Consider the following 26664-nt stretch of genomic DNA (forward strand, 5'->3'; position numbering starts at 1 on the left):
AGGTCCGCCGGGTACGGTCGGAGCCGACGGAAGGGGCATCATGACGGATCCGACCGCGACCCCCGCGAGCACCGCCGACGCGCCGGCCACCGTGGCGACCGCCGGGACGATCCTCGTGGGCGTCGACGCCGAGACCCCGAGCCTGCGCGCGCTCGAGTGGGCACTGCGGCGCGCGGCCCGAACCGGCGCGCGCGTCGTCGCCGCGTGGACGGTCACGTCGCACGAGAGCGACGACGACGCCGAGCGCGCCCTGACCGAGCGGCTCCGCGAGGCGCGCGTCGCGGTCGAGGCGCTCGACGCCGCCGACCCCGGGCCGCGACCGGACCGCCCGGACACCGACGACCCGGACGCTCCCGCCCGGCCCGCGCTGGAGGCCGAGCTGCTGCACGGCGACGTCGTCGGCTCGCTCCTCGCTCGCGCCGCGACCGCCGACCTGCTCGTCATCGGCACGAACTACACGCCGAGCGTCGTCGGCCGCCTCCGCGGCACCCGGGCGCTCAAGCTGGCGGACGACGCGCCCGTCCCCGTCGTCATCGTCCCCGACGTCGAGCTGGGCGGGCGCCGCGGCATCGTCGTCGGCGTCGACGGGACGGACAAGGACGCGCCGGCGGTGCCGTGGGCGGCGGCGGAGGCCGCGGCGAGCGGCGACGAGCTGGTGCTCCTCAACGCGGCCGCGCTGCCGGTTGGCGCCGTTCCCGCCTACGCCGACGCCGACGAGGTGCAGGACGCGGTGGTCGCCGCCGCGCGGGACACCGTCAACGCGATCGCCGCTCGCGTGCGCGAGGCGCACCCGGACCTGGAGATCACCGGCCGGATCACGTCGGAGCTGCCGGTGGTTGCGCTCTCCGAGGCGGGTGCGACGGCGTCGCTCGTTGTCGTGGGCAGCCGCGGTCTCGGGGTGCTGAGGCGGTTCCTCCAGGGGTCGGTCAGCGCGGAGGTCGTGCTCACGCTCGCCGGCCCGGTGGCGATCGTCAGCTGACCCCCGGCACGGGCTCGTCGAGCACGACCGACCGGAGCACGACGGCCTCGTTGTGCTCGGTGTCGCGGGCCGCGTAGAGAAGCGTGACGACGGGGTGGTCGACCGCGGCCGAGCGCAGCGTGGCGAGGGCCTCGCGGTGGTCGTCGTCCCTGAGCTCGGCCTCGTACTCGCTGACGAACGTCGGCCACGTCGCGGGGTCGTGGTGCCAGCGCTCGCGCAGGTCGCTGCTCGGGGCGACGTCCTTGAGCCACAGGTCGAGCGCGGCGCGCTCGTGGCTGATGCCGCGCGGCCAGAGACGGTCGACCAGGATGCGGTAGCCGTCGTCGGGCCCGGCGGGCGCGTAGATGCGCTCGAGCCTGATCTCTCCCACTCCTCGACCGTACGCCGTCCCCGCGCGGCGGGCTAGGAGTCGCGGACGGTCTCGTCGTCGGCCCGGCGGACCGCCTCGTCCTCGTTGGCGCGACGCACGGCCTCCGCCTCGAGCTCGGCGTCGCGGGCCTCGCGCTCGGCGTTGATCGCGTCGAGGTCGACGGTCAGCTCGTCGATCCGGAGCAGGTCCTCGCGGACGCGGCGCGTCCGGTACCCGGCGCGACCCACCATGTGGGCCGAGACGGGCGCCGTGAAGAGCTGGAACATGACGACCAGCAGCAGCGTCCAGATGACGTTCCCGGTCCGGATCTCGAGCGCGAGCGCGGTCATGAGCATCGCGAGGCCGAGGGACTGGGGCTTGGTCGCCGCGTGCATCCGGGCGAGCAGGTCGGGGAACCGGGCGATGCCGATGCCGGCGACCATGACGAGGAACGAGCCGGCCAGGAACAGGATGGCGGCGACGGTGTCGAGCACGTGCGCGAGCGTCGAGCCCGGCACGATGGCGAAGGCGTCCATCAGGTCCCCCCGTCCCGGCGGCGCAGCGTTCGTTCGCGCGAGACCTCCCGCGCCGGCCGCACCCCGTCGCGCGTGCCGCGCGCGTCGGCCGGTCGGCCGGTCGGCCGCGAGCCGGCGCGGTCGGGATGCTCGCGCGCGGCCTCGTCCTCCTCCTCGCGACGTCGCTGCTCCTCGAGCGCGCGCGCCTCCTCGCGGGTGAGGATGCGGCGCTCGTCGTCGGACTCCTGCGCCGCGAACCGCGCGATCGTCACCGATCCGATGAACCCGACGAGCGCGAGCACGACGAGCACGGGCACGAGGTCGGTCCGCTTCGTGTGCGCCGACACCAGCGCGACGGTCGCCAGGACCGCGGCGGTCACGACGTCGAGCGCGACGACCCGGTCGAGCATGCTCGGGCCGCGCTCGACTCGGAAGAACGCGAACGCCGCGCCGACCGCGACGAAGACGCCGCAGATCGCCAGGACCACGATGCTCATGAGGGCACCTGCCCCGCCTCGTCGGACGCCCGGGACACGCCGCCCGTCGGCCCGCCCCACCAGCGCCGCGGCGGCAGCCCGGCCTCGGCGATCTCCTCGGGCGAGCCGAGCGCGTACAGCACGATGGTCTCCTGCTCGTAGACGGCGGCGCGGGCCGCGGCGAGGGCGGCCTCGTCCGGCAGGTCGAAGACGTGGAGGTAGAGGGTCGACGTCGCGCGGTGCGCCTCCACCACGATCGACCCGGGGACGAGCGAGCACAGGTCGGCCGTGAGCGTCAGGTAGAGGTCGTTGTGCGAGCGCAGCGGCACGCGGATCACCCCGCCGTGCGGGATCCTGCCGAAGCTGAGCGCCATCCGCGCCACGTAGATGCTCGCGACGAGGATGTCCCAGGCCAGCCGGCCGAGCAGCCGCAGCGACCCGAGCGCCGAGACCCGTCCGGCGAACGGGATCCGCGGCATCGGGAACACCCACGACACGACGAACGCCACGACCACGCCCCCGAGCAGGTTCGCCCACGTCAGGTCGCCCCACAGCAGGATCCACACGAGCGTGAGCCAGATCGTCGCCGAGACCGACGGCCGGCGCCGTGGCGCGGATGCCGGCTGTGCCGCGGGCGGGAGCTGGTCGACGGCGATGCGGTGCGCCCCGTCGACGACGTGGCCCTTCGCGGTCACGAGTCCTCACCCCCCGTGCCCGCCGTGCCCGCATCGTCAGCGGTGCCGTCGGCCGAGTCGGACGCGTCGGCGGAGTCGGAGGCGTCGGCCGAGTCGCCGTCGGACACCCCGTCCCCGCGGTCCCCGTTGACGAGCACCGAGGAGATGTACGGCGAGCGGGCCGTGAGATCGGCCGCGGCGCTCTCGGCGTAGGCGTAGAGCGGGCCGGCGAACACCGTGATCGAGACGGAGACCGCGACGATCGACGTGGCGGCGGCGAACATCGAGCGCGGCGTCCGCACCTCGGGCAGGGGCTCCGGCGCGGGCTGCCAGAACGCCTTGTTCCACGCCTTGACGATGGCGTAGAGCGTGAGCAGCGACGTCACGAGACCCGCGGCCACCACGGCGTAGGCGAGCGGCGTCGCCCGGTCGATGCCCGCCTGGAGCAGGCCGACCTTCCCGAGGAAGCCGGACAGCGGCGGGATGCCGGACAGGTTGAGCGCCGGGACGAAGAACACGATCGCCAGCGCCGGCGAGAGCTTCGCGAGCGACCCGAGCCGGTCGAGCGACGTCGTCCCGCCGCGCTGCTCGACGAGCCCCGCGACGAGGAACAGCGCCGTCTGGACGGTGATGTGGTGGGCGACGTAGAAGATCGTCGCCGCGAGCCCCACGTCCGAGGCGAGCGCGATCCCGAACAGCATGTAGCCGATGTGGCTGACGAGGGTGAACGACAGCAGACGTTTCAGGTCGTCCTGCGCGACGGCGCCGAGGATCCCGACGAGCATCGTGAGGATGGCAAGGACGAGCAGGACGTCGTCGAGCCGGCCGCCGGGGAAGAGCAGCATCTGGGTCCGGATGATCGCGTAGATCCCGACCTTCGTCAGGAGCCCGGCGAACACGGCGGTCACGGGCGCGGGCGCGGTCGGGTAGGAGTCCGGCAGCCAGGCCGACAGCGGGAAGATGGCGGCCTTGATCCCGAACCCGAGCAGCAGCATGGTCTGGAGCACGAGCTGCGTCGTCGGGTCGACGGCCGGCAGGCGCTCGGCGAGCTGGGCCAGCGTGAGCGTGCCGGTCGCGCCGTAGATGAGCGCGATCGCGACGAGGAAGATGACCGAGCTCAGCAGCGAGACGATGACGTAGATCGTGCCCGACCGGATCCGCTCGCGCGTGCCGCCGAGCGTGATGAGGACGAAGCTCGCCCCGAGCACGATCTCGAACGCGACGTAGATGTTGAACAGGTCGCCGGAGATGAACGCGTCCGCCACCCCGGCGGCCAGCACGAGGTAGGTCGGGTGGAACACCGAGATGGGGGCCTTCTCGTCGGTGTTCGCCTCGTCGCTCGCGCCCTGGGCGATCGAGTACGCGAGCACGCCGAGCAGCACGATGCTGGACACGAGCAGCATGAGCGCGGCCAGCCGGTCGACCACGAGCGCGATCCCGACCGGGGCCGACCACTCGCCGACGTTGACGACGAGCGGGCCGCCGTCCGCCTGGAACAGCAGCGCGATCGCGACGCCGAGCACGATGGTGAGCGCGGACACCGAGATGACGGCCTGCAGCCGCGGCCGACGCGCGAACGTGAGCGCGAGGCCGGCGGCGACGAGCGGGACGACGACGGGCAGCGGCACGAGCCAGAGGGACTGGGTCATCGCTCGCCCCCCTCGTCCGTCGTGTCCCGAGCTGGTGTCGTCGGGAGGTCGTCGTCCTCGGTCTCGTCGCGGACCTGCGCGGCCTCGAGGGCGGCGTTGCGCCGGCCCTCCTCGTCCGAGCGCAGGTCCAGCTCGCCGCGCTCGGCGCGACGGGCGATGCGGCGGTCCTCGACGTCGTCCTGGATCTCGTCGTGACCCGTGAGCTGCCAGGAGCGGTAGGCCATCGCGAGGATGAAGGCGGTGAAACCCAGCGTGATGACGATGGCCGTCAGCACGAGCGCCTGCGGGAGCGGGTCGCTCATCGGTTCGTCGGACGACCCGATGAGCGGGGGTGCGCCGGCCGCGCCGCCCATGACGAGGATGAGCAGGTTGACGCCGTTGCCGATGAGGGCGATCCCGATGAGCACGCGGGTGAGGCTGCGCTCGAGCAGCAGGTAGACCCCCGTCGCGACGAGCGCGCCGACGACGATGACGAGCACGAGCGACGGTGTGTGGTCGGTGACGATCACGATGCGCCTCCCTCGGTCGTCGGTGGTGTCGGTGCGGTGGAGCCGGAGCCGGGTGTGCCGGCCGACGGCGCCGGTTCCGTCGGTGGCGTCCCGCGACCGGGCCGGATGCTGACGCCGGCGCCCACCTCGGCGCCGATCCCTGCACCGCCGGCCGCGACGCCCGCGCCGACCGGCCGCCGCGGCTCGTCGTGCCCGATCTCGGGCCGCGCGGTGCCGGCGGCCTCGGCCTGCCGGTCGAGCTCGGCGCCGAGCGTGCGCAGCACGTCGAGCACGAGCCCGATGACGACGAGGTAGACGCCGATGTCGAAGAACAGCGTCGTGACGAACTTGACGTGCCCCAGCGGTCCGGCGTCGAACTGGACGACCGCGGACTGGAGCACGGTGCCGCCGAACAGGAGCGGGACGACGCCGGCGCCGGCCGAGAGGAACAGACCCAGCCCCATGAGCACACCGGCGTTGACCGGCGCGGCCTCGCCGAGCTCGTACCGGCCCCCGGCGAGGTAGCGCAGCGTGAGCGCGATGCCGGCCACGAGCCCGCCGGCGAAGCCGCCGCCCGGGGCGTTGTGGCCCGAGAACAGCAGGAAGATCGAGAACACGATCATCGTGTGGAACAGCAGCCGCGTCGCGATCTCGAGGATGACGCTGCGGCGCTGGGGCGCGAGCGTCGCCGCCGCCGAGATCCAGCGCTGGTTGCGCAGCGCCGTGCTCGCCTGCCGCGTCATCCGGGTGACCCAGTGCTCGGTCATCGCGTCGGAGCTGGCCGGCGCCTCGTTGAACGCGGCGTGGCCCGCGTCGTCGCGGACGGGGTTGACGACGGGGGCGCCGGCTCCGGCGCCGACCACGTCGGCGTCGCGCGTCCCCTCGGCCGGCCGGTGGGCGGCGGCGCGCTCGGGCGCCCCGGCGCGCTGGAGGGTGACGAGGGTCGGGCCGCCGGCGGCGCCGTCGGTCCACACGGCGACGGGGCCGGCGTCGGCCGCGCGCTCGACGCGCGCCGTCCGCACCCGGAGGAAGACGAGCGAGGCGACGCCGGTCGCCGCGACGAGGAGCACGGAGATCTCGCCCATCGTGTCCCAGGCGCGGATGTCGACGAGCGTCACGTTGACGATGTTCTTGCCGTACCCGTAGTCGTAGGCCTCCTGCGGGAAGTACGTCGAGACCGGCTGCTCGACGCGGGCGGAGATCGCGAGGATCGCGACGAGGCTCACGAGCGTCCCGACCGCCAGACCCAGCCCGGCGCGCAGCCAGCGGCTCTCGGTGAGGGGCCGGTTGGAGAAGTACGCGGGCAGGCGGCGCAGCACGAGGACGAACACCACGAGCGTGATGGTCTCGACCAGCACCTGGGTCAGCGCGAGGTCGGGAGCCCCCTGCAGCTCGTACAGCAGGGCGACGCCGTACCCGGAGATGCCGAGCAGGAGGACGGCCTTGAGCCGGCGGCGGGACCTGGCGGCCGCGATGCCGGCGGCGACGACGAACGCGCCGACGACGGCCTGCACGGGGGAGTCCCACAGGCGGACGGGGCCGAACGCCGGGCCAGCGGCACCGCCGGCGGTCTGCGCGGCCTCCCCGGAGATCCAGGCCCAGGACACGAAGACGGTCGTCGTGACGAGCACGATCGCGACGTAGAACGGGATCGAACCGCGCTGCACCAGGGAGGTCGTGTACCCGGCGAACCGGTCGAGCCGGCGCATGAAGTGGCGGTACGCCTCGTCGGCGGAGACGCCGAGACCCGCGTGGCGCTGCACCCACGACGAGCGCCCGCCCAGCCAGAACAGCGCGATGCCGGCCACCAGCACGACGCCGGTCAGCAGGAGCGGCACGCCGAACCCGCCCCACAGCACGAGGTGGCCCGCCGTGCCCTCCGGGTACCGGTCGGCGTGGGGCAGGAGCAGCCGCTCGCCGAGCCACGGCACGAGCCCGACCGCGAGGCCGCCGAGCGCCAGCACGACGGGCGAGACGTACATCTGCCAGGCCTCGCGGTCGACCTCGGTGTCCGACAGGCCGTCCTTGTCCGAGAAGGCGCCCCACCAGAACCGCAGCCCGTAGGCGACGGTGAGGATCGAGCCGATCACGAGGACCGCCAGCAGCCAGCCGGCCGAGGACGACCCGTGGCCCCCGGCGTGGAGGAGCGACTCGAGCGCTGCCTCCTTCGCCACGTACCCGGCGAACGGCGGCAGGCCGATCATCGACGCGATGGCGAGCGCGGCCACGACCGACAGGGTCGGCATCGAGCGGCGCAGGCCGGAGAGCTGATGGATGTCGCGGGTGCCGGTGGCGGCGTCGACGATCCCGACGATGAGGAACAGCGACGCCTTGAACAGCGCGTGCGCGCCGAGCATCGCGATCCCGGCCAGCGCGACCCCGCGGTCCGGCTGGCCGACGAGCATGACGAGCAGGCCGAGCTGCGAGACCGTCCCGTAAGCGAGGACGAGCTTGAGGTCCCACTGCCGCAGGGCGCGCCAGCCGCCGAGCAGCATGGTGACGCAGGCGAGGACGAGGAGCGGGACCTGCCACGCGTCCCACGTCGCGAACCCCGGCGCGAGGCGCGCGACGAGGTAGACGCCGGCCTTCACCATCGCGGCCGCGTGCAGGTAGGCGCTCACCGGCGTCGGCGCGGCCATCGCGGCCGGCAGCCAGAAGTGGAAGGGGACGAGCGCCGACTTGCTGATCGCCCCGACGAGCACGCAGACGATCGCGACACCGCTGAGGGTCGTCAGCTCCGGCGGCGACGTCGTCAGCTCGTGGAACGAGTACGACCCGCCGGGGATCTGCCCGAGCACGATGATGCCGCCGAGCATCACGAGGCCGCCGAACGTGGTGACGATGATCGCCTCCATCGCGGCCCGGCGGGAGACCTTGCGGTCGAAGTAGTGCCCGATGAGCAGGTAGGAGAAGACGGTCGTCAGCTCCCAGAACAGGTAGAGCATGAGGGTGTTGTCGGTCGCGACGAGGCCGAGCATGGCCCCGGCGAACGCGACGAACACACCGGCGAACCGACCCTTGCCCGTCGAGGACGCGGCGAAGTACCAGGAGCAGTACAGGAGGACCAGCGCCCCGACGCCCCCGACGATGAGGAGCATGAACCAGGAGAGCGTGTCGATCCGGAAGACGATGTCGAGATCGAGGCCCGGAACCCAGGACCAGCGCTGCTCGACCACCTCGCCCGAGGTGATCCGGGAGGTGAGCGTGAGGGCGTAGACCGCGGCGCTCGCGGGGGCGAGCGCGAGGACCGCGAAGACCCGCCGTCCCCACTGGCGCATGGCGAGCGGGCTCACGATGGCGGCCACGCCATGCAGCAGCAGGATCTGGATCAAGGGATGGTCCCGTCGTCGGTTGCGGTGGCGGGCGATCACATTCTACGGAACGTCACGGGCGCTCGCCGGAGGCTGTGGACATCCGGACGGGTCCGCGGGCCGCCGGACGGCCGCCGGGCCTCGCCGGGTCGTCCCTCATCGGTCCGCCTACTCTCAAGGCGCGGCCAACGGGGTGTCAGCGCTGGCCTTTCGTGGCACCATGGGCGAGCCAAGGTCGGCGTCCCCTCCCCCTGCGGCGCCGACCGGGAGAGGTGGTGTCAGATGGTCAACGTCCTCATCGTCCACGGTCGCAGCCGACCCCTGTTCGGCCCCGTGGAGATGCGCGAGCAGTGGCTCGTCGCGCTCGACAGCGCGTTCGCCGGAGCCGAGCTCACCCCGCCGTTCACGGACGAGGAGGTGAAGCTGCCCTGGTACGGCGACGCGCTCACGCACCTCGTCGGCGGCGTGACCCGCGGCGAGGCCGAGCGCGTCTCCCTCAGCGGTGACCTGCCGCACGACGAGCGGGCCTTCGTCCTCGCCGTCGTCGAGCAGGTGGCCGAGGCCTACCGGTTCACCCAGGAGCAGCTCGACGCCGTCGCCGAGCCCGCCGACGAGCGCGCGCCCCGCGGCTCCTGGGGATACGTGCGCAACGTGCTCGGCGCCGTCGACCGGTTCGTCCCGGGGATGAGCGGCGCGACGGTGGCGTTCGTCGCGCGCGAGTGCTTCGGCTACCTGACGGATGCGCGGCTGCGCCAGACGATCGACGACGGCGTCGCCAGCGTGCTCGACGCCGGCGGTCCGTCGGTCGTGCTCGGGCACTCGCTCGGCGCCGTCATCGCCTACCACGTGCTGCGGGCCCACCCCTCGGCCGCGTCGTGGGACGTGCCGCTGTTCGTCACGATGGGCGCGCCGCTGGCGTGGCGCCCGGTCGCGCGGGCGCTCGCCCGGCTCGAGACGCCGCGCGTGCCCGCGTGCGTCGGGACCTGGGTCAACGCGCGCGACCCGCTCGACGCCGTCGCCATCGGTGGCCGGCTGGTCGGCGCGTTCCTCCCCGGCGGCCCCGGGCTGCCCGAGGTGCTGGAGGAGGACGGGATCGTCAACCCGGACGACGGCCGGCACGCCGTCGAGTACTACCTCGCCGACCCGCTCGTCGCGACGCGCATCGACGAGGTGCTCGCCGCGGGCTGAGCCCTTGCGGGCCGTCGCGGGCGGCCGGGCCCAGGGCCCCTGCGCCGGCCGCGGCCGTCTACGATCGCACGATGGGCTGGCGGCAGTGGGGGATCGGCAAGCGCAGCTCCCGTCGCGGCGATCCGACCGGCTCGCCCGGTGCCCGGGAGATCTCCGACTGGCTCGAGAGCTCCTCGCCCGCCGTCGAGGGTGACGACGAGCCCAACCCCTATCTGCCGCCCGGCACCCCGCCGACGTGGGCGGAGGCGTCCGACGAGGCGCTGCTCGGGGCCGGATCGCGGGGGTCGAAGCGTCGGCGTCGCGGCAAGCGGAACCCGGAGCCGTCGGGGACCGACGGCGGACGCGGCGCGTCGAAGCGCCGCGCGCGAGGGGCGAGCGGAGGGGCGGGGGCGAGCTCGTCCGCGCCGCGGCCGACGCCCGCGTCGTCACGCCCGTCGACGTCGTCCCCGACGGCCGCGGCGAGCGGCCCCGCGACGGCCCGACGGAGGCCGACGTCCGGGTACCTCGTCGTCGTCGCCCTCGTCCTCGCGCTCATCGGCGGCGGCATCTGGTTCGCCAACCGCGACCGTCCGCCGGGCGACCTCGGCGGCCCGGCGGTGCCGAACGCCGACCCGACCCGCGCGGAGCTGGTCGACCTCGACCCGGTCTGGGAGGCGTATCCGAGCGACGTCGTCTACGGCGGGATCGGCGGCGGGTCCTACGACACGTCGCCGTTCGTCGTGACGCCGGAGACCGTCGTCGTGCGCCGCGGCGAGGACCTGTTCGAGGACTCCGAGGCCTATGCGCTGATGGCGCTGTGGCGCGAGGACGGCAACATCGCGTGGGAGCTGGAGCTCGACGGCGTGATCTGCGCCACCGAGCTCCTGCACGTCTCGGGCGCCGTCGCGCACGCGTCCGAGGCGGAGGAGGTGGTCGTGTGCGCGGGCAACCGGCCGGCCGACGCCGCGACGGACGGCGCCCCCGCGGGCGAGCGGCTCCTGTTCCTCAACCCGACGACGGGCCGGATCGGCCTCGACCAGGAGCTCGACGCGCCCCCGGCGAGCATCGCGACGGCCACGCAGGGTCTCGTGGTCCAGGACCGGCTCGCGCTCCCCGGCACCGCGGGTGCCCCCGCCGCGGGCGAGGGGGCCGTGCTCGGGCTGCACTGGTTCGACGCGACGGGCCGCGAGCTCTGGGCGGCCGACGCGGTCGAGGTGAGCGGTGAGCTGGCCGACCGGTTCGTCCCCGACGACCCCGATCCCGACGACCCAGAGCCGAAGCTCTACAAGACCGAGTGGACCAGGTACGGCGACGCGCTGCTCGTCGCGATGAGCTGGAACGCCCTCGTGCTCGACGCCGCCGGCCCGCACGTCCTGCTCGACGACGGCGACCGCGAGCTGACCTGCGGCACGCTCGCGCCTGCTGGTCCGTCGCTCGTGTGTGCCGACGGGTGGCGGGCGACGCAGGTCGTCGCCGACCCCGCGACGGGCGACTGGCGCGAGGGATGGGTCTCGGAGGTCGGCGCCGTCGGTGCGGAGCGGCTGCTCGCGCCGCTCCTGCTGGGGGAGGACTCCGAGGACGACGTCACCGCCGTCATGACGCTCGACCCGGCGACCGGGGCGGCCGGCGCCGAGCTGGCCCGGCTGCGCGGCTACTACATCCGGCTCCACGGGACCCGCGAGGTCCCGGTGCTGCGCGGGAGCGACGCCCTCGTCGTCCTGGCTCCCGACGGCGGCTCGGCGCTCTGGCGCCGCGGCTTCGACAGCGACTACGGCGGGCTCGGGCTCTTCGTGGCCGGCGACCGCGTCGTGCTGCCCGACTACTCCCCGTCGCCGCGGCAGGACGTCGTGCTGGACGCGGCCGACGGACACGAGGTCGCGCGCATCACCGAGGGCACGCTCTGGCCGGTCGAGGGTCGTCAGGTCCTCTCGCTCGCCTACGACGGGGTGCGTCTCGTCGAGCTGCCCTGAGCTGGATCAGCTCCCCCGAGGTGGATCAGGCGAGGTCGGTCGGGTCGAGCAGGAGCTCGTCCTCGTCGACCAGCTCACCCCCGGCGGCGGCGTGGAGCGCGCGGGCCGCCTCGGAGATCGCGGCGCGCGCGTGCTCGCGCGTCTCGAGCGCCGCCGCCGTCTCGCCGGGCAGTCGGCCGGCCGCCGCCGCCCGCACCGCGGGGTCGGCGAGCCACTGCAACCGGTAGGCGATGACGCCGCCGCCCGTCCAGGCGCAGTCGGCGAGCGCCGCCGGGATCACCTCGGCCGCCTCGACGTGGAGCGTGACGCTCGACGGGGTCGCGGTCGGGACCGGCCAGTCCGCCCCGTACCCGTCGAGGCCGGCGGCCGCCGCCTCCTCGACGCCGCGCAGCAGGACGAGACCGGGCAGGTGCGGCTCGAGGATCGCCGCGGTGGCGGCGGGCTCGAGCCAGGTGGGGGAGTAGAGCGTGATGTCGACGGCGCTGGCCGGGTCGGGCTCGACGACGACGCCCTCGCTCGTGCGCAGCCCGCCGGCGAGGCGTCGGGCGCAGGCCGCGAGGACGTCGAGCACCTGACGCTCGAGCCCGGTCGGGTGGTGGTCGCCGAACGCGTCGAGCAGGTCGCCGTAGCCGTCGGGCAGCCGCGGGACGGCGCCCGACCGCTCCGCGCCCACGTCGACGACGAAGGCCGTGCTCGCCCAGGGTGGAAGGCCGAGGTCGGCCCGGTTGACGATGTCAACGCGCCAGGGGCCGGTCAGGGTCGCGCGCTCCAGCGTGCCGTCGGGCAGGGTCGGGACGGCGTGCCCCGCCGCGAGGATCTCGGCGTGCTCGGCCGCGAGCAGGTCGAGCACGCCCGGCAGCCCCGGGGGGCCGTCGGTCGGGGCGGGCCGCCACGTGGCGCCGACGACGCTGGAGCCCACGAGCGCGTCGAGGTCGCTCCACGTCACGTCGTCGTCGAGCAGGAGGAGGTGGTGACCCCCGGCCGCGGTGCGGGTGAGCCGCGGCCACGCCGGTCCGCCGGGCGACCGGTCGGTCGGCTCGCCCGGCTCCGTCGACCCGGACGGCCCGGACGCCGGGAGCGGTCCGGTCACGGCACCTGCGTGCGGTGGAAGTCGACGTGCGAGCGGCTCGCCGTCGGGCCGCGCTGGCCCTGGTAGCGCGAGCCCGTCGCGCCCGAGCCGTAGGGGCGCTCGGCGGCGGAGGACAGGCGGAAGAAGCAGAGCTGACCGATCTTCATCCCGGGCCAGAGCGTGATCGGCAGCGTCGCGACGTTCGACAGCTCCAGCGTCACGTGCCCCGTGAAGCCCGGGTCGATGAAGCCGGCCGTCGAGTGCGTCAGGAGGCCGAGGCGGCCGAGCGACGACTTGCCCTCGAGGCGCGCCGCGACGTCGTCGGGGAGCGTCACGAGCTCGTGGGTCGCGCCGAGCACGAACTCCCCGGGGTGCAGGACGAACGGCTCGTCCGGCCCGACCTCGACGAGGCGGGTCAGGTCGCTCTGGTCCTGCGCCGGGTCGATGACCGGGTACTTGTGGTTGTCGAACAGCCGGAAGAACCGGTCGAGCCGCACGTCGACGGAGCTGGGCTGGACCATCGCCGGGTCGTAGGGGTCGAGGGCCACCCGGCCGGACTCGATCTCGGCGCGGATGTCGTGGTCGGAGAGCAGCACGGGTCAACGGTAGTGGGGCCCGGCTGCGGGCACCACGGGTTCGCGGGTGTCGAGCCATCGCGGCCCGATGAGGTACGGTCGAACGTTCTTCTCGAGAGGGGGAGCGGGATGACGGAGCCGCGCGACGAGACGCCGGGGGGTGGCAGCGACCCCCTGTACTGGTGGGACCAGGCCGCCCTCGACCCTGCCCCGGACGCCGACCCGCCCGGGCCAACCCCCGTGTTCCCGGCCGGCGCAGCGCCGCTCGCGCCGAGCGCTCCGTCGTCGCCGGTGAGTCCGACGCCGCCTCCCGCGACCCCACCGCTTCCCGCGTCGCCGGGCCCCGCCGCCCCGTCGTCGGTCCCCTCGTGGGGGACGCCGGGGCCGGCCCCGAGGACGGGTGCGCCCACGCCCTCCTCCCGCCCGTCGTCGAGCGCCCCCCGATCGATGTCGACGGCGACGTCGACGGCCGGGACGACGACCGGCTACGCGACGACGTCCAAGCCGCGGAGCGGCAAGCCCGGTGTCGGCTTCTACGTCGGGATGGCGGTCGTCGCGATGCTGTTCATCGGCGGCATGGTGCGGGGCTGCGGCAGCGACTCGACGACCGTCGTCGACCCGGACCCCGCGCCGACCTACAGCCAGGACCGGGACGCGACGCGACCGACGGCGGACCAGCTCCTCGACCCCGTCCCCCTCGAGCCGTCGTGGACGACCGACCTCGACGGAGCCATCCGCTACGCGCTGGACGGCTCGACCGAGTGGAAGCCGCAGATCATTCTCGGCGAGAGCACCTGGGTCGTGGGCATCGGCGAGTACGACACCCCGGTCGACACGCTCGTCGGGCTCGACGCCGCGACGGGCGAGCAGGTCTGGTCGGCCACGCTCGAGGGCGCCGTGTGCGCCGACGAGGACGGGTTCGAGCAGATCCTCTGCCTCGACGCGCCCGGTGGCCTCGGGCCGCAGGGCGGGCGGAGCACCGCGATGTCGCTCGTCGCCGTCGGGATGGACGACGGCGTCACCGAGTCCCACGACGTCGATCTCGGGTCCGTCCGCTCGGTCCACCGGACCGACGAGGGGCTCCTCGTCTACTCCGACTCCACGCAGGGGGCCGACGCGATGATGAGCCTCGTCTCGCCGACGGGCGAGGTGCTGTGGTCGACGCCGGTGCTGGCCGGCGACGAGCCGACGACCCTGAGCGAGAGCGAGGTCACCTCCTTCTCCTGGCTCGAGCTGGCGGACTCGGCGGTCGCGCTCACGACCACGAGCGCCTTCGTGTCGGTCGACCCGGCGACGGGGCCGGTCGCGCCGCCGGTCTCGTGCCCGCTCCTGGCCAGCGACGGGCAGGCGCTCTACTGCCGGTCGTACTACCCGGACCAGGGCGTGGTCAGCTACGACTCGCGGGCCGAGCAGCGCTGGCTGGCGACGGGCCTCGAGCTCGTCTACCCCTACAGCTCGACGCCGTCGCCGGTCGTCGTCGGCGACGGGAACGAGTACCCCGCCGACGAGACCCTGGCGATGGACTGGTCGACGGGCTCCGTCACGGGGACCGGGGTGGAGCTGCTCGCGTCCGACGACGACCCGGACTCCTGGTACTGGTCCTCCGGCTCGCCCGGCCGGCCCGTGCTGGTCGAGACGTGGTACGACCCGTCGCTGATGCGGCTGACGGCGCTCGACGACGAGGGGCGGCCGCTCTGGTCGCTGGTGGGCGACGGATACCCCGCCATGCCGCCCGTCGTCACCCTGTCCGACGGACGCGAGGTCGTCCTCGTCCAGATCGCCGGCGATCTCGCGGCGATCGACTGGAACACCGGGGAGCAGATCGCCGTGTACGACGACGGCGGGTACGGGACGATCGAGCAGGGACCGTCCGGCGTCGCGCAGGTGCAGTACGCGAGCGTGTCGCGGCTCGAGCTCGGGTAGGATGGTCTCCGGCGTCGCCCCGAGCGGCGCCGCGCGGGTGTAGTTCAATGGTAGAACTTCAGCTTCCCAAGCTGACAGCGCGGGTTCGATTCCCGTCACCCGCTCCGCACGACGGCTCCTGACGTCGTCGACGCCCGGTCCCCGTCGTGGGGCCGGGCGTTTCGTTCTTTCCGGCCGCTTCGCGGCGCTCCGGCCCGTCGTCCCGGGGCGCTCAGGCGAAGGAGCGCCAGAGGAGCCAGCCGGCGAGCGCGGTCGCGGCCGCGATGACGACGAGCTGCGTCCCCACCCAGAACCATCCGGGCCAGCCGGTCTGACGGGCGAGCTCCGCCGGGTCGCTGCCGCGCGGGGACGGCGCGACCGCCGCCCAGTGCCGCCAGGCGCCGAGCACGAGGACCGCCGCCACGACGAGGACCACCGTCACCGACCGCGCGTCCGAGCGCCACCACCACAGCGCGCCGGCGGCCAGGCCGACCAGCAGGGTGACGCCGGCCGTCGTCCACGACCGCACGAACGGCAGCGTGACGACGCAGCCGAGCGCGACCAGCAGGAGCAGCAGCGGCGCCCAGCCCGCGAGCGCCACCCAGACGAGCCCGGCGCCGACCAGCGCCGGCATCGGGTAGCCGGCCCACGTCGTGAGGGCGAGCCCCGGCCCGCGTCGCTTCCCGACGGTGACGGCGTGTCCCGACATGTCGCCGCGGACGACGAAGCCGGTGAACCGGCGACCGACCAGGACGCCGACCACCGCGTGCCCCAGCTCGTGCACGAGCGTGACGCCGATCCGGACGAGCCGCCACAGCGGCGGGACCGCCACGAGCGCGACGCCGAGCGCCACCGGCAGCCACAGCACCCACGCGGGCGCGGCGCCGTCGGGGCAGAACGTGTCACCGCTCAGCCGGGCTCCGGCGCACCAGCCGCTCGCCGGCCCGTCGGCGTCCGGTGCCGTGCGCTCGACGACGGCCCGCCACCACGCGGCGTCCGCCCAGGGCAGCCACGCTAGAGCTCCCACGCCTCACCCCACTCGATCTTCCGGGCCGCGCGGAAGGCGTCCCGGTCGCGCTTGGTCACGGTCACCTGCTCGATCCCACCGTCCGGCGCGCACAGCTCCAGCCGGATGTGCCCCGGCCGCGTCTCGGGGTGGCGCAGCACCCGACCGGCCGGTCGCGCGATGGCCGGGCCGCTGGTCGGGGCCAGCGCCGCGACCCAGCTGAACTTCTCGTCCTCGAACCCGCGCTCGCCGCCCTTGGCCGCGCGGTGCTCCCGGGTGCGTGGCAGCCGGACGGCCGCGTGGCACCAGTCGCCCTCGCGCGCCGCGACCGGGCACGCCTCCTCGTGCGGGCACGGCGCGGCCACCCGCCAGCCTCGGCGCAGCAGCTCGGCGCGCACCTCGAGCACGCGCCGGAACCCCGCCGGCGTCCCCGGCTCGATCACGACGACGGCCTCCCGCGCCCCGGCCGTCAGTCGGTCGACGAGCGCGCGACGGGCTGCGTCGTCGATCTCGGACAGGACGTAGCCGGCCACCGCGAGGTCCGCCCGTCGGTCCGGTCCGGCGGCGTCGTCGGTGTCGTCGGCGGGGACGGCCGCGCCGGCCCCGGGGTCGGCGCGGCCGACCCGGCGCGGGCCGATCGAGGCGAGGGTCGTGGTGACGTCGAGGTCGGTGGCCGCGAGGACCTCGCGGGCGACCGCGAGGGCTGGCGCCGAGTAGTCCTCGAGCGTCGCGGCGTCGAGGGAGTCCCAGGTGGCCCACGCGGCGGCCGTCGCGGCCCCCGTCCCTGCCCCGACGTCGAGCAGCGTCCGCGGGGCCAGCCCCGGCACGGCGCGGGCGAGCTCCTCGAAGGCGAACCGAGCCGCCGCGAACGTCGCGGGCAGCCGCGTGAGGGCGTACGCGCTCGCGTCACCGGCGTCGGCGATGATCGGCGACGCGGCCGGCCGGTCCGCCCGGTACCGCTCCGACAGCCGCCGCGCCGAGGCCTCCGTGCCGCGGGTGTCCGCGGGGGCGCCGGGCCGGCGGGAGGACCGCAGCCGTGCGAGCCGGTCCGCGAGCTCGGCGGGGAGCTGGATGGTCACGGGCACGGGCAGCAGTCTCTCACCGCGGTGCGTGCCGCGGGCGGCGCGCCGAGTGCCGGGTGCGCGATGCCGGTGGCGGCCGGCCCCGCGCCGACGCGGGAGAATGGCGGTCGTGCCTCTCTCCCCCGCCAGCGGCTCGCTCGCCTCGCGCGCGGTCCCGGCGATCCTGCGTCGTCCCGGCGCCGGCGGCATCCTCGCGATGATCGCGCTCTCGCTCGCGCTGCGGGCGCCGCTCAACGCCGTCCCGCCGGTCGCCGGCGAGCTGGGCGAGGCGCTCGGCGTCTCGGCGGGCGCGGTCGGCCTGCTCACGTCGATCCCCGTCCTCTGCTTCGGTCTCGTGACGCCAGCGTCGTCCCTGCTCCTGCGCGCGCTCGGCCTGCGCGTCTCGGGCGCCGCCTGTCTCATCGGCGTCGTCACCGGGTCGGTGCTGCGATCCGGCGGCTCGTTCGCGCTCGCGCTCGTCGGGACGTTCCTCATCGGCGCCTCGCTCTCGATCGGGAACCTTGTGGTGCCGGTGCTGATCGGACGCGTGTACCCGATGCGCGCGGCCGCTCTCATGGGTGTCTACAGCTCGGTGATGAACCTGGGCTCGACGCTCGCGACCGCCCTCACCGCGACGCTGGCCGTCCTCCTCGGGTGGCAGCTCGCGATCGCCTCGTGGGGTGTGCTGATCGGCGGCGTCGCGCTGCTCGGCTGGCTCCTCCTGCTGCCCGACGCGGCCGTGCACGGCGCGCAGCCCCCGCCCGGGACGGCGGCGCGGCCGGCCCGCGGCGGGTTCGCGCGGACGCTGCGCAGCCCGGTGGCCTGGCTGCTCGCGGCCGCCTTCGCGGCGCAGGCGATGAGCTGGTACGCGATCACGGCGTGGCTGCCCTCCGCGCTGGAGGAGATGCTCGGGATGAGCACGCAGGCCGCGGGGCTCGGCGCGTCGGCGTTCCAGGTCTCCGGGATCGTCGGGCCGATCCTCGTCCCGGCGTTCCTCGCCGCGTCCCGGCGACGGTCCGGCCCGGCGACCGGGACCGGCCGGCCCCGGTCGCAGCGCGACGAGGCGGTGCTCGTCCTCGCGCTCGTGGCGTGCTGGGCCGCCATGCCGCTCGGGATGCTGCTCGCGCCGGGGTGGTGGCTCGTGTGGGCGCTCGTCGCCGGCGTCGGACAGGGCGGGTTCTTCACGACGATCTTCCTGCTCGCCGTGCGGCGCACCGGCAGCGACGACGAGAACCGCCGCACCGCGACGCTCGTCCAGACCTTCGGCTACCTCGCGGCGGCGTCGGCCCCCGTGCTCGTCGGCGCGGTGCACGAGCGCGTGGCCGGCTGGACCGTCCTGTTCGGGATGGTCGGCGTGCTCGTCGTCGTCATGGGGATCGGCGCGCTCGGCGCGGCGCTGCGGCCGATGACGGCGCACGTCGACGCGGCCGGGGTGACCGGCGACGGGGTGACCGGCGACGGGGAGGACGGGGGACGCGATGCACGACGTGACGGGTGACGGGGCTTTCGCGCAGGCGAGCTACCAGGTCCGGTTCGACTGGGGTCGCGCGGGGCTGCGGCGGCTCGCGCCGTGCGACGTCGTGGTCGTCGTCGACGTCCTGGGCGAGGCGGAGGACGCCGCGCGCGAGGTCGTCACCGGTCTGGTGCCGCCCGACGTGCTCATGCTGCGCGGGGGTCTGCGGAACGCCGCGGCCGTCGCCCGCGCCTGCCTGGACGAGCAGGCCCGCCGCGGCGGACGGACGTCGATCGGCGTCGTGGCCGTCGGGGGCGAGACCCGGGGCGAGGCGCGCGACGACGCGGGCGAGGCGCGGTTCGCGGTCGAGGACCTGCTCGGCGCCGGTGCCGTGATCGCGGCGCTGACGGACCTGGGGATCGACCACAGCTCGCCCGAGGCGGCCGTCGCGTGCGAGGGGTTCCTCGGGCTCCGTCGCGCGCTCGGGCACCTGCTGATCTCCAGCGGGTCCGGCCGGGCCATCGTCGCGGCCGACCCGGCGGCGCTCGCGGACGTGCACGACGCGGCGCGGCTCGACGCCGACGACGACCCGCGGCCGCTGCGGGGCTGAGCCGACGCGGAGCGGCTGACGCGGGGCTGAGCCGACGCGGGACCGACCGACGCGGGCGGCTCGCTGCGGGCAGGATGGCGTCATGACGAACGTCTCGGGCCTCCCGCGCGGTGTGTTCCTCGGCCTCGCGACGCTCGACGTGCTCCAGTACGTCGAGCACCCGCCGGGGCCGAACGAGAAGGCGACGTCGTTCGAGCACGCGCTCGCGGCGGGCGGTCCCGCGACCAACGCCGCCGTGACCTTCGCCGCGCTCGGCGGCCGGGCGGTGCTGGTCACCGCGCTCGCCACCGATCCGTCCGGCGACCTCGTGCGGGCGGAGCTGGCGTCCCGCGGGGTCGAGGTGGTGGAGCTGGCGCCGTCGCCGCGCGTCACGCCGGTGTCGTCGATCACGGTCGCGACGGCCACCGGGGAGCGGTCGATCGTCGGATCGGACGCGGCGGGCGCGCCACCCGTCGCGGTCGACGACGACGCGCTCCGCCGGCTGCTCGCCGAGGCCGAGGTGCTCCTGCTGGACGGGCACTACGGCGATGCCGCGGTCGAGGCCGCCCGGCTGGCGAACGACCTGGCCGTCCCGGTGGTGCTCGACGTCGGGCGGTGGAAGCCGGCCTTCGACGCGCTCGTCGGTCTCGCCGACCACGTCGTGTGCTCGGAGGCCGTGCGACCGCCCGGGTTCGAGGGGACCGACCATGCCGCGTCCATCCGGCGGCTGGCCGAGCTCGGGGCCGGTCACGTGGTGGTGACCCGCGGCGGTGGCGAGGTCCTCGTCCGCTCGTCGGGCGCCGTGGAGACGGTCGAGGTGCCGGTCCCGCGCGTCGTCGCGGTCGACACGCTCGGCGCGGGCGACGCGTTCCACGGGGCGTACGCGCACGCGGTGGCCTCGGCCGGGAGGGCGACGGACGGGTCGGAGCCGGCGGCGTCGGGCGCGTCGATGTCCGACGAGCTGCCGCGCCGGGCCGCCGCGTTCGCGGCCGGGATCGCGGCGACCCGCGTGCAGCACCGCGGCCCGCGGGCCTGGCTGGCGCACCTGACCGGCTGACACCGGCGGCTCGCCGGGTCAGTCCTCCGGCGAGGGCGCGGGGGCCTCTACGGTGTTCACCGGGTCGGGGTCGGCGGACGGCTCGTCCGTCGGGTCGTCGGTGGGGTCGGGCGTCGGCGCGGGGGACGGCGTCGGATCCGGCGTCTCCTCGGGCGGGCTGGGCGTGGGTGTCGGGGTCGGACCGGCCGCGTCAGTCGCGCGCGGTGAGGACCAGCGGCCCGTCGGGCGTGATCGCCACGGTGTGCTCGGAGTGCGCGCCGCGCGAGCCGTCGATGGAGCGCAGCGTCCACCCGTCGTCGTCGGTGAAGATCTCGTCCGTGGTCTCGAGGAACCACGGCTCGATCGCGATGACGAGGCCGGGCTTGAGCTTGAGGCCGCGGCCGCGGCGCCCGTCGTTGGGCACGTGGGGCTCGCCGTGCATCGTGCGGCCGACGCCGTGCCCGCCGAAGTCGAGGTTGACCAGCAGGCCGTACTCGTGCGCGACCTCGCCGATCGCCCAGGAGATGTCGCCCAGCTTGTTGCCGACGCGCGCCGCCTCGATGCCGGCCGCCAGGGCGACCTCCGTCGCCTCGATGAGGCGACGGTCCTGCGGCCGCTCGGTCCCGACGATGACGGACAGCGCCGAGTCGCACACCCAGCCCTCGAGCTCGGCGGCGAAGTCGACCGAGAGCAGGTCGCCGTCCTGGAGCACGTAGTCGAAGGGCAGGCCGTGGAGCACCGCGTCGTTGACGCTCGTGCACAGCACCTTCCCGAACGGCATGGCGCCGAAGCTCGGGTGGTAGTCGATGTAGCAGGAGGTGGCGCCCGCGTCGCGGATCATCCGGTGCGCCAGCTCGTCGAGCTCGAGGAGGTTGACGCCGACCGCCGCCTTCTCCTTCAGCGCCTCGAGGACGGACGCCACGAACCGCCCGGCGGGACGCATCTGCTGGACTTCTGCGGGGGTCTTGAGCTCGATCACCCCGCCAGCCTACGGCTGCGGCCGTCCGGAACGCCCGCCCTGTGGACGACCGCGCTCATTACGCTCGACCCATGGCCCTCGTCGTCGCCGCAGCGATCCTGGACGATCTCGTCCACCCCACCCGCCTGCTGGCGGCCCGCCGGAGCGCGCCCAAGACGCTCGCGGGCGCGTGGGAGTTCCCGGGTGGCAAGGTCGAGCCGGGGGAGCTGCCGGCGGTGGCGCTGCGCCGGGAGCTCGTGGAGGAGCTCGGCGTCGAGGTCGCGCTCGGCTCGCTGGTCGCCGGTCCGGGGATCGACGACGCGGAGGGTCGCGGCGTGCTGAGCGACCTCGCCGGGCTGGGCGGGGAGGACGCCGACGCGGCCCACCTCACCTGGCCGATCCACCAGGGGCACGTGATGCTCGTCTGGTTGGCCGTGCTGGAGCCCGGCTCGGGGGAGCCGCGACCGCTGCAGGACCACGACGAGCTGCGCTGGCTGCCCATCGGGGAGTGGCTGAGCGTGCCGTGGCTGCCGGCGGACCTGCCGATCGTCGAGGCCGTCGCGCGCGACCTCCGGGTCACGATTTGATCACGATGTGAGCAAAGCGTCCATGATTCGGACGCTTTGCGCCCTCCGTCCGTTCGTGTCGGTGGTCGCGGTTAGCCTCGACGAACTGACCAACCAAGGAGGCTGCCATGAAGGCGACCCGAATCGTCGCGGCTGGTGCCGCGGCTCTTGTTGCGCTCGGTCTGGCTGCGTGCGGCCCCGAGAGCACCCCGCCCGACACGTCGACCGACGCCACCGCCGGTGGCGACGGGACGACCAGCGCGTCGACCGACTCGGGCTCCGGTGAGGGCACCGGAGTCGTCGGGGGCGCGCTCGACGTCGCCGCGTACGACGAGATCATCGCGAAGGGACCCGTCGCGGACGACGCGGCGGTCGCCGCGTCCGAGTGGGCCAGCGCCATCAAGGCCGAGGGCAAGCTCCGCGTCGGCGGCACCGAGACCTCGAACCTGTTCTCGCTGCTCGACCCGTCGACGAAGACCGTGCGCGGCTTCGACGCCGGCCTGTCCCAGCTGCTGGCGCAGTACATCCTCGGCGAGCCGACGACGGAGCTGACCCAGGTCTCCGTCGACACGCGCGAGGAGCTGATCGTCAACGGTGACGTCGACACGACGATCGCCACCTACTCGATCACGCCGGAGCGTGCCGAGCGGATCGACTTCGCCGGCCCGTACTACGGCTCGCAGGCCGCGATCCTCGTGAAGGCGGACAACACGGACATCACCTCGCTGGCCGACCTGGCCGGCAAGACGGTCGCGACGCAGGCCGGCTCCACGGGTGAGACCCTGCTCGAGACCGAGGCGCCCGACGCCGACGTCCTCGCGCTGCCCGACCACGCGCAGGCGCTCGAGTCGGTCGTGAACGGGAACGCCGACGCGTACGTCATCGACCAGACGCTCCTGCTCAACGCGGTCCTGCAGCAGGAGGGCGCCGTCAAGATCGTCGGCGAGCCGTTCGGCCCGGTCGACCTCTACGGGATCGGCGTGCTCAAGGGCTCGGACGCCACCGAGTTCGTCAACACGTTCCTGCAGCAGATCATCGACGACGGCCTCTGGGCCGAGCTGTGGACCGTGACGATCGGCGACCGCACCGGCGTCACCGAGGTCCCGGCCCCGCCGACGGTCGGCGAGACCGGCCTGTCCTGATCGACCCCGGTCGCCGGGGCCTGTCCGACTCCCGGTCGGGTCCCGCGACCGAGCCGCCGTCGCCGTCGTCGTCGATCGTTCGAGAGAATGACGACGGCGGCGGCGTCGCGGCCGTCCCGCGGACCTCGACGACCTCACGACGGAGGGAGGGCAGATGGAGATCCTGTTCGGCGAGTACGGCGGGCTGCTCCTGCGGGGGACGCTGCTGAGTCTCCAGCTCGCCCTCATCGGTTTCCTCGGGGCGATGGTGCTCGGCACGATCCTGGCGATGTTCCGGGTCTCCCCGATCCCGCCCCTGCGCGCGTTCGGCGGGCTCTACGTCGAGTTCTTCCGCAACGTGCCGATGGTGACGCTCATGATCCTCGTCGTGTACGGCCTCCCGTACGCGGGGGTCAACCTCGGCCAGTTCTGGTCGGTCATCGCCGCGATCATCACGGTCGGCGCGGCGTTCGCGTGCGAGACGATCCGGACCGGGATCAACGCGGTCTCCGCCGGCCAGGTCGAGGCCGCACGCGCGATCGGTCTCACGTTCTGGGGCATCTCCAAGGAGCTGGTCGTGCCGCAGGCGGTGCGCTCCGTCATCAGCCCGCTCGTGACGCTCTTCATCGGGATCCTGCTCTCCTCCTCCCTCGCGGCCGTCGTCGGGATGCGCGAGCTGACCGCCACCGCCGGGTACATCAACAACAAGGCGGCGCTCGGGCTGCTCACCTTCGGCGTCATCGCCGTCATCTACATGGTGATCTCGCTCGTCGCCGCGGGGATCGGCATCCTGCTCGAGCGCCGGTTCCGGGTGCTGCGATGACGGGGGCCGAGCGATGAGCGCGCACGCGCTGTTCGACGCGCCGGGGCCGCGGGGTCGGCTGACCATCCGCGTCGTCACCGGCCTCTCGGTGCTGCTCGCGGCCGGGCTGGCCGCCCTCGTCTACTGGCAGCTCTACCGGACCGGCCAGCTCGCGCCGTCGAAGTGGCGCCCGTTCGCCATGCCGGGGACGATCGAGTACCTGCTCGACGGCCTGCGCGGCACCGCCGTCGCGGCCCTCGGCTCTGCCGTGCTGGCGCTGCCGGCCGGGCTGCTGCTCGCGCTCGGCCGCGTCTCCCGGCACCGCTGGCTGAGCTGGCCGTCCATCGCGTTCATCGAGGGCTTCCGGGCCGTGCCCGTCCTGCTCGTCATCTACGCGTTCATGTTCGCGCTGCCGCAGTACGGCATCAACCTCTCGCACTACTGGAAGCTCGTCACGCCGATCACGCTGTGCGCGGCCGCCGTGCTCGCCGAGGTGTTCCGCGCCGGGATGCTCGCCGTGCCGCGCGGGCAGAGCGAGGCGGCGCTCGCGCTCGGGCTGCGCGAGGGGGCGGTCAAGCGGATCGTCGTGCTCCCGCAGGCGCTGCGCATGGTCGTGCCGGCGCTCGTCGCCCAGGCCGTCGTGGTCGTCAAGGACACCGCGTTCGGCTACGTCGTCTCCTACCCCGAGCTCATGCAGTCCGGGAAGGTGCTGGTCGCCAACACGAACAACCTCGTGCAGACCTACCTCGTCATCACGGCCATCTACGTCGTGGTCAACGTGCTCATCTCGCTCCTCGCGCAGCGCCTGGAGATGTGGCTCAACCGGCGCGGCGGCCGCGGATCGACGTCGATCCTGGCGAAGGCCCGCCGCTCGACGATCCAGTAGCCCCGAGCCCGGCCGGGCGCAGCGTGGCCCTCGCGACGACGGTGTCCACCGTGGAGCCGGGTGCTTAGCCGGATCCGGTTGGTAGGTGGCCACGGCGCGAGCGGTGTCCACCGTGGGGCCGGGTGCGCGGCCGGATCCGGTTGGCCGGGGGCCACGGCGCGAGCGGTGTCCACGGGTGCGCGGTGTCCACCGTGGAGCCGGGCGCGCGGTCAGTCCCGGTTGGTGGGTGGCCATGGCGCGAGCGGTGTCCACCGTGGGGCCGGGTGCCGTGCCCGAGCCGGTTGGTCGGTGGCCACGGCGGGAGCGGTGTCCACGGTGGAGCCGAGTGCTCGGCGGATCCGGCTGGTAGGTGGCCACGGCTGTGGGCTGCGTCCGCCGGTGCGCGGTGTCCACCGTGGAGCCGGGTGCGCCGCCGGATCCGGTTGCTACGTGGCCACGGCGGGAGCGATGTCCACCATGGGGCCGGGTGCCCTGGCCGAGCGGGTTGGTAGGTGGCCACGGCCGGGGGTCGCGTCTGCCGGTGTGCGGTGTCCACGGTGGGGCCGGGCGTGCGGTCAGTCCCGGTTGGTGGGTGGCCACGGCGAGCGCGATGTCCTCCGTCGAGCCGGCTACGGCGGGCCACTCGACTTCCGGCGCGCAGGACCGGCGGGTAGGCTGGTCCCGAACGAAACGACAGGGGAGCGCTGCCACCAAGGTGAGCGCTGAGAGTGCGGGAAGCCGCAGACCCTCGAACCTGCTCCGGTTAGCACCGGCGAAGGAAGTCGGGATCTCTCTCCGTCGTGCACCTCGGCGAGCCGGGGCGCACGACGGACCCTCCCACACCACCGGGAGGACACCATGACCACCACACGAACCACCCGCCGCCGCGCAACCGGCCGCACCACCGGCGCCGCCCTCGGCGCCCTCGGCGCAACCCTCGCCCTCGCGGCCTGCTCGCTCTCGTCGCCGAGCCCCTCCGTCACGACCGAGACCTCCGACACCCCGGGATCCACTGCGACCGACGGCACCGGAACCGCGGCGCCGGCCTCGTCGATCACGCTCGTCACGCACGACTCCTTCAACGTGAGCCAGGACGTCCTCGACGCGTTCACCGCCGAGACGGGCATCTCGGTCACGATGGTCGCGCCCGGCGACGGGGGAGCCCTCGTCAACCAGCTCGTCCTCACCAAGGACTCGCCGCTGGGCGACGTCGTCTTCGGCGTCGACAACACCTTCGCGACCCGCGCGATCGACGAGGGCGTGTTCGAGCCCTACACGTCGGCCGCGCTGCCCGCGAGCGCGGAGCAGTACCTCCTCGGCGACGCCCTGACGCCGATCGACTTCTCCGACGTCTGCCTCAACGTCGACCTCGACTGGTACGAGGAGAACGGCCAGACGCCGCCGGCGACGTTCGACGACCTCGTCCTGCCCGAGTACGCGGGTCAGACGGTCGTGACGAACCCGGCGACGTCCTCGCCCGGCCTCGCGCTCCTCGCCGCGACCGTCGGCGCGTTCGGCGAGGCCACGTCCGACGGCACGGGCGGCTGGATCGAGTACTGGGAGAAGCTGCGCGACAACGACGTGCTCGTCGTCGACGGCTGGTCCGACGCCTACTACGTCGACTTCTCGGGCGGGGGCGGCGACGGCACGCGTCCCGTCGTCCTCTCCTACGCGTCCTCCCCGCCGTTCACGGTCGGCGACGACGGCACCGCCCGGACCGCGGCGCTGCTCGACACCTGCTTCCGCCAGGTCGAGTACGCCGGCGTCATCGCGGGCGCCGCGAACCCCGAGGGCGCGAGGGCGTTCATCGACTTCATGCTCTCGCCGGAGTTCCAGGCCGACGTGCCCGGGCAGATGTACGTCTACCCGGTGGACTCGAGCGTCGAGCTGCCGGCCGACTGGGCCCGGTTCGCGCCGCTCGCGCCCTCGCCGTGGACGGTGCCGGCCGAGGACATCGCCGCGCACCGCTCGGACTGGATCGACCTGTGGGCCAGCAAGCTCCTGGCCTGACCCGCCGCGGCCCCGGGGCACGCGCCCCGGGGCCCAGCGGGTCGACCCCGACGCGGCCGGGCGCACCGGCGCC

The 26664-nt window shown here is 74.4% G+C and carries 24 protein-coding genes, 1 tRNA gene and 1 riboswitch; of the genes, 13 read left to right on the plus strand and 12 right to left on the minus strand.

The features are described from left to right. Positions 1–40: 40 nt before the first annotated feature. Positions 41–979 (plus strand): universal stress protein, encoded by a 939-nt coding sequence (locus EDD28_RS07040; protein WP_123738957.1) that lies wholly within the window; start codon positions 41–43, stop codon positions 977–979. Here EDD28_RS07040 and EDD28_RS07045 read toward each other — a convergent pair. Genes EDD28_RS07045 through EDD28_RS07075 form a run of 7 tightly spaced genes read right to left on the minus strand, consistent with a single transcriptional unit; the run spans position 972 to position 8462 of the window. Beyond that, the gene (locus EDD28_RS07045) at positions 972–1349 is read right to left on the minus strand and encodes a DUF488 domain-containing protein (RefSeq protein WP_211339133.1); all 378 of its coding nucleotides are present in this window, start codon (positions 1347–1349) and stop codon (positions 972–974) included. The genes EDD28_RS07040 and EDD28_RS07045 overlap by 8 nt on opposite strands. A 32-nt stretch (positions 1350–1381) precedes the next feature. Next, entirely contained in the window at positions 1382–1864 is a 483-nt protein-coding gene (gene mnhG, locus EDD28_RS07050; protein ID WP_123738958.1) for a monovalent cation/H(+) antiporter subunit G, read from the minus strand. Then, entirely contained in the window at positions 1864–2340 is a 477-nt protein-coding gene (locus tag EDD28_RS07055; protein WP_123738959.1) for an MrpF/PhaF family protein, read from the minus strand. Before EDD28_RS07055 ends, mnhG begins: the two co-directional genes overlap by 1 nt. Beyond that, entirely contained in the window at positions 2337–3014 is a 678-nt protein-coding gene (locus EDD28_RS07060; protein WP_245967951.1) for a Na+/H+ antiporter subunit E, read from the minus strand. Before EDD28_RS07060 ends, EDD28_RS07055 begins: the two co-directional genes overlap by 4 nt. Continuing rightward, on the minus strand, positions 3011–4642 hold the full coding sequence (locus EDD28_RS07065; RefSeq protein WP_123738960.1) for a Na+/H+ antiporter subunit D: 1632 nt from the start codon (positions 4640–4642) through the stop codon (positions 3011–3013). Before EDD28_RS07065 ends, EDD28_RS07060 begins: the two co-directional genes overlap by 4 nt. After that, on the minus strand, positions 4639–5151 hold the full coding sequence (locus tag EDD28_RS07070) for a Na(+)/H(+) antiporter subunit C (RefSeq protein ID WP_123738961.1): 513 nt from the start codon (positions 5149–5151) through the stop codon (positions 4639–4641). The genes EDD28_RS07065 and EDD28_RS07070 overlap by 4 nt, the downstream gene beginning before the upstream one ends. Continuing rightward, positions 5148–8462: a Na+/H+ antiporter subunit A gene (locus EDD28_RS07075; protein ID WP_123738962.1), complete on the minus strand. Its 3315-nt coding sequence runs from the start codon at positions 8460–8462 to the stop codon at positions 5148–5150. Before EDD28_RS07075 ends, EDD28_RS07070 begins: the two co-directional genes overlap by 4 nt. Before the next feature lie 261 nt (positions 8463–8723). On the opposite strand from EDD28_RS07075, the gene EDD28_RS17300 reads away from it, so the two are divergent. Further along, positions 8724–9629: a hypothetical protein gene (locus EDD28_RS17300; RefSeq protein WP_170169379.1), complete on the plus strand. Its 906-nt coding sequence runs from the start codon at positions 8724–8726 to the stop codon at positions 9627–9629. A 71-nt stretch (positions 9630–9700) separates the two neighbouring features. Next, a complete protein-coding gene (locus EDD28_RS07080; protein ID WP_170169380.1) occupies positions 9701–11578 on the plus strand; it encodes a hypothetical protein in 1878 nt (625 codons plus the stop codon). A gap of 25 nt (positions 11579–11603) precedes the next feature. Here EDD28_RS07080 and EDD28_RS07085 read toward each other — a convergent pair whose 3' ends face one another. After that, on the minus strand, positions 11604–12668 hold the full coding sequence (locus EDD28_RS07085; protein WP_123738964.1) for a hypothetical protein: 1065 nt from the start codon (positions 12666–12668) through the stop codon (positions 11604–11606). Beyond that, positions 12665–13243 (minus strand): dCTP deaminase, encoded by a 579-nt coding sequence (gene dcd, locus EDD28_RS07090; RefSeq protein WP_123738965.1) that lies wholly within the window; start codon positions 13241–13243, stop codon positions 12665–12667. Before dcd ends, EDD28_RS07085 begins: the two co-directional genes overlap by 4 nt. 426 nt (positions 13244–13669) lie before the next feature. Between dcd and EDD28_RS07095 the strand changes: the two genes are divergently transcribed. Together EDD28_RS07095 and EDD28_RS07100 are read left to right on the plus strand one after the other, a co-directional pair. Then, positions 13670–15145: an outer membrane protein assembly factor BamB family protein gene (locus EDD28_RS07095; protein ID WP_170169381.1), complete on the plus strand. Its 1476-nt coding sequence runs from the start codon at positions 13670–13672 to the stop codon at positions 15143–15145. Positions 15146–15178: 33 nt separating this feature from the next. After that, a tRNA-Gly gene (locus EDD28_RS07100) sits at positions 15179–15249 on the plus strand. Between the two features lie 107 nt (positions 15250–15356). On the opposite strand, the gene EDD28_RS07105 is transcribed toward EDD28_RS07100, so the two are convergent. After that, entirely contained in the window at positions 15357–16151 is a 795-nt protein-coding gene (locus EDD28_RS07105) for a M50 family metallopeptidase (protein WP_245967952.1), read from the minus strand. After that, positions 16139–17215 (minus strand): small ribosomal subunit Rsm22 family protein, encoded by a 1077-nt coding sequence (locus EDD28_RS07110; protein WP_170169382.1) that lies wholly within the window; start codon positions 17213–17215, stop codon positions 16139–16141. The genes EDD28_RS07105 and EDD28_RS07110 overlap by 13 nt, the downstream gene beginning before the upstream one ends. A gap of 106 nt (positions 17216–17321) precedes the next feature. Between EDD28_RS07110 and EDD28_RS07115 the strand changes: the two genes are divergently transcribed. The 3 genes from EDD28_RS07115 to EDD28_RS07125 all read left to right on the plus strand — a co-directional run bounded on the left by EDD28_RS07115 (position 17322) and on the right by EDD28_RS07125 (position 20290). Next, positions 17322–18689, plus strand: a complete 1368-nt coding sequence (locus EDD28_RS07115; protein WP_170169383.1) for an MFS transporter — start codon at positions 17322–17324, stop codon at positions 18687–18689. Next, entirely contained in the window at positions 18670–19254 is a 585-nt protein-coding gene (locus tag EDD28_RS07120) for a phosphosulfolactate phosphohydrolase (RefSeq protein WP_123739989.1), read from the plus strand. Before EDD28_RS07115 ends, EDD28_RS07120 begins: the two co-directional genes overlap by 20 nt. Before the next feature lie 82 nt (positions 19255–19336). Further along, a complete protein-coding gene (locus EDD28_RS07125; protein WP_123738969.1) occupies positions 19337–20290 on the plus strand; it encodes a PfkB family carbohydrate kinase in 954 nt (317 codons plus the stop codon). 190 nt (positions 20291–20480) lie between these two features. Here the strand turns inward: EDD28_RS07125 and map are convergent, their stop codons facing one another. Continuing rightward, on the minus strand, positions 20481–21248 hold the full coding sequence (gene map / locus EDD28_RS07130) for a type I methionyl aminopeptidase (protein WP_123738970.1): 768 nt from the start codon (positions 21246–21248) through the stop codon (positions 20481–20483). 71 nt (positions 21249–21319) lie between these two features. On the opposite strand from map, the gene EDD28_RS07135 reads away from it, so the two are divergent. The 5 genes from EDD28_RS07135 to EDD28_RS07155 all read left to right on the plus strand — a co-directional run bounded on the left by EDD28_RS07135 (position 21320) and on the right by EDD28_RS07155 (position 26591). Next, on the plus strand, positions 21320–21814 hold the full coding sequence (locus EDD28_RS07135) for a (deoxy)nucleoside triphosphate pyrophosphohydrolase (protein ID WP_123738971.1): 495 nt from the start codon (positions 21320–21322) through the stop codon (positions 21812–21814). Between the two features lie 107 nt (positions 21815–21921). Beyond that, positions 21922–22935, plus strand: coding sequence for a glutamate ABC transporter substrate-binding protein (locus tag EDD28_RS07140; RefSeq protein WP_123738972.1), 1014 nt, complete (start codon positions 21922–21924; stop codon positions 22933–22935). A gap of 154 nt (positions 22936–23089) precedes the next feature. Beyond that, positions 23090–23737, plus strand: a complete 648-nt coding sequence (locus tag EDD28_RS07145) for an amino acid ABC transporter permease (RefSeq protein ID WP_123738973.1) — start codon at positions 23090–23092, stop codon at positions 23735–23737. 13 nt (positions 23738–23750) lie between these two features. Beyond that, entirely contained in the window at positions 23751–24602 is an 852-nt protein-coding gene (locus EDD28_RS07150) for an amino acid ABC transporter permease (RefSeq protein ID WP_123738974.1), read from the plus strand. A gap of 664 nt (positions 24603–25266) precedes the next feature. Next, positions 25267–25379, plus strand: a riboswitch (TPP riboswitch). A 60-nt stretch (positions 25380–25439) separates the two neighbouring features. Continuing rightward, complete coding sequence (locus EDD28_RS07155) at positions 25440–26591, plus strand: thiamine ABC transporter substrate-binding protein (RefSeq protein WP_123738975.1); 1152 nt, start codon at positions 25440–25442, stop codon at positions 26589–26591. The last annotated feature ends 73 nt before the right edge of the window (positions 26592–26664 follow it).

Origin of the sequence: Salana multivorans (assembly GCF_003751805.1) — a bacterium.
GTDB classification, from domain to species: domain Bacteria; phylum Actinomycetota; class Actinomycetes; order Actinomycetales; family Beutenbergiaceae; genus Salana; species Salana multivorans.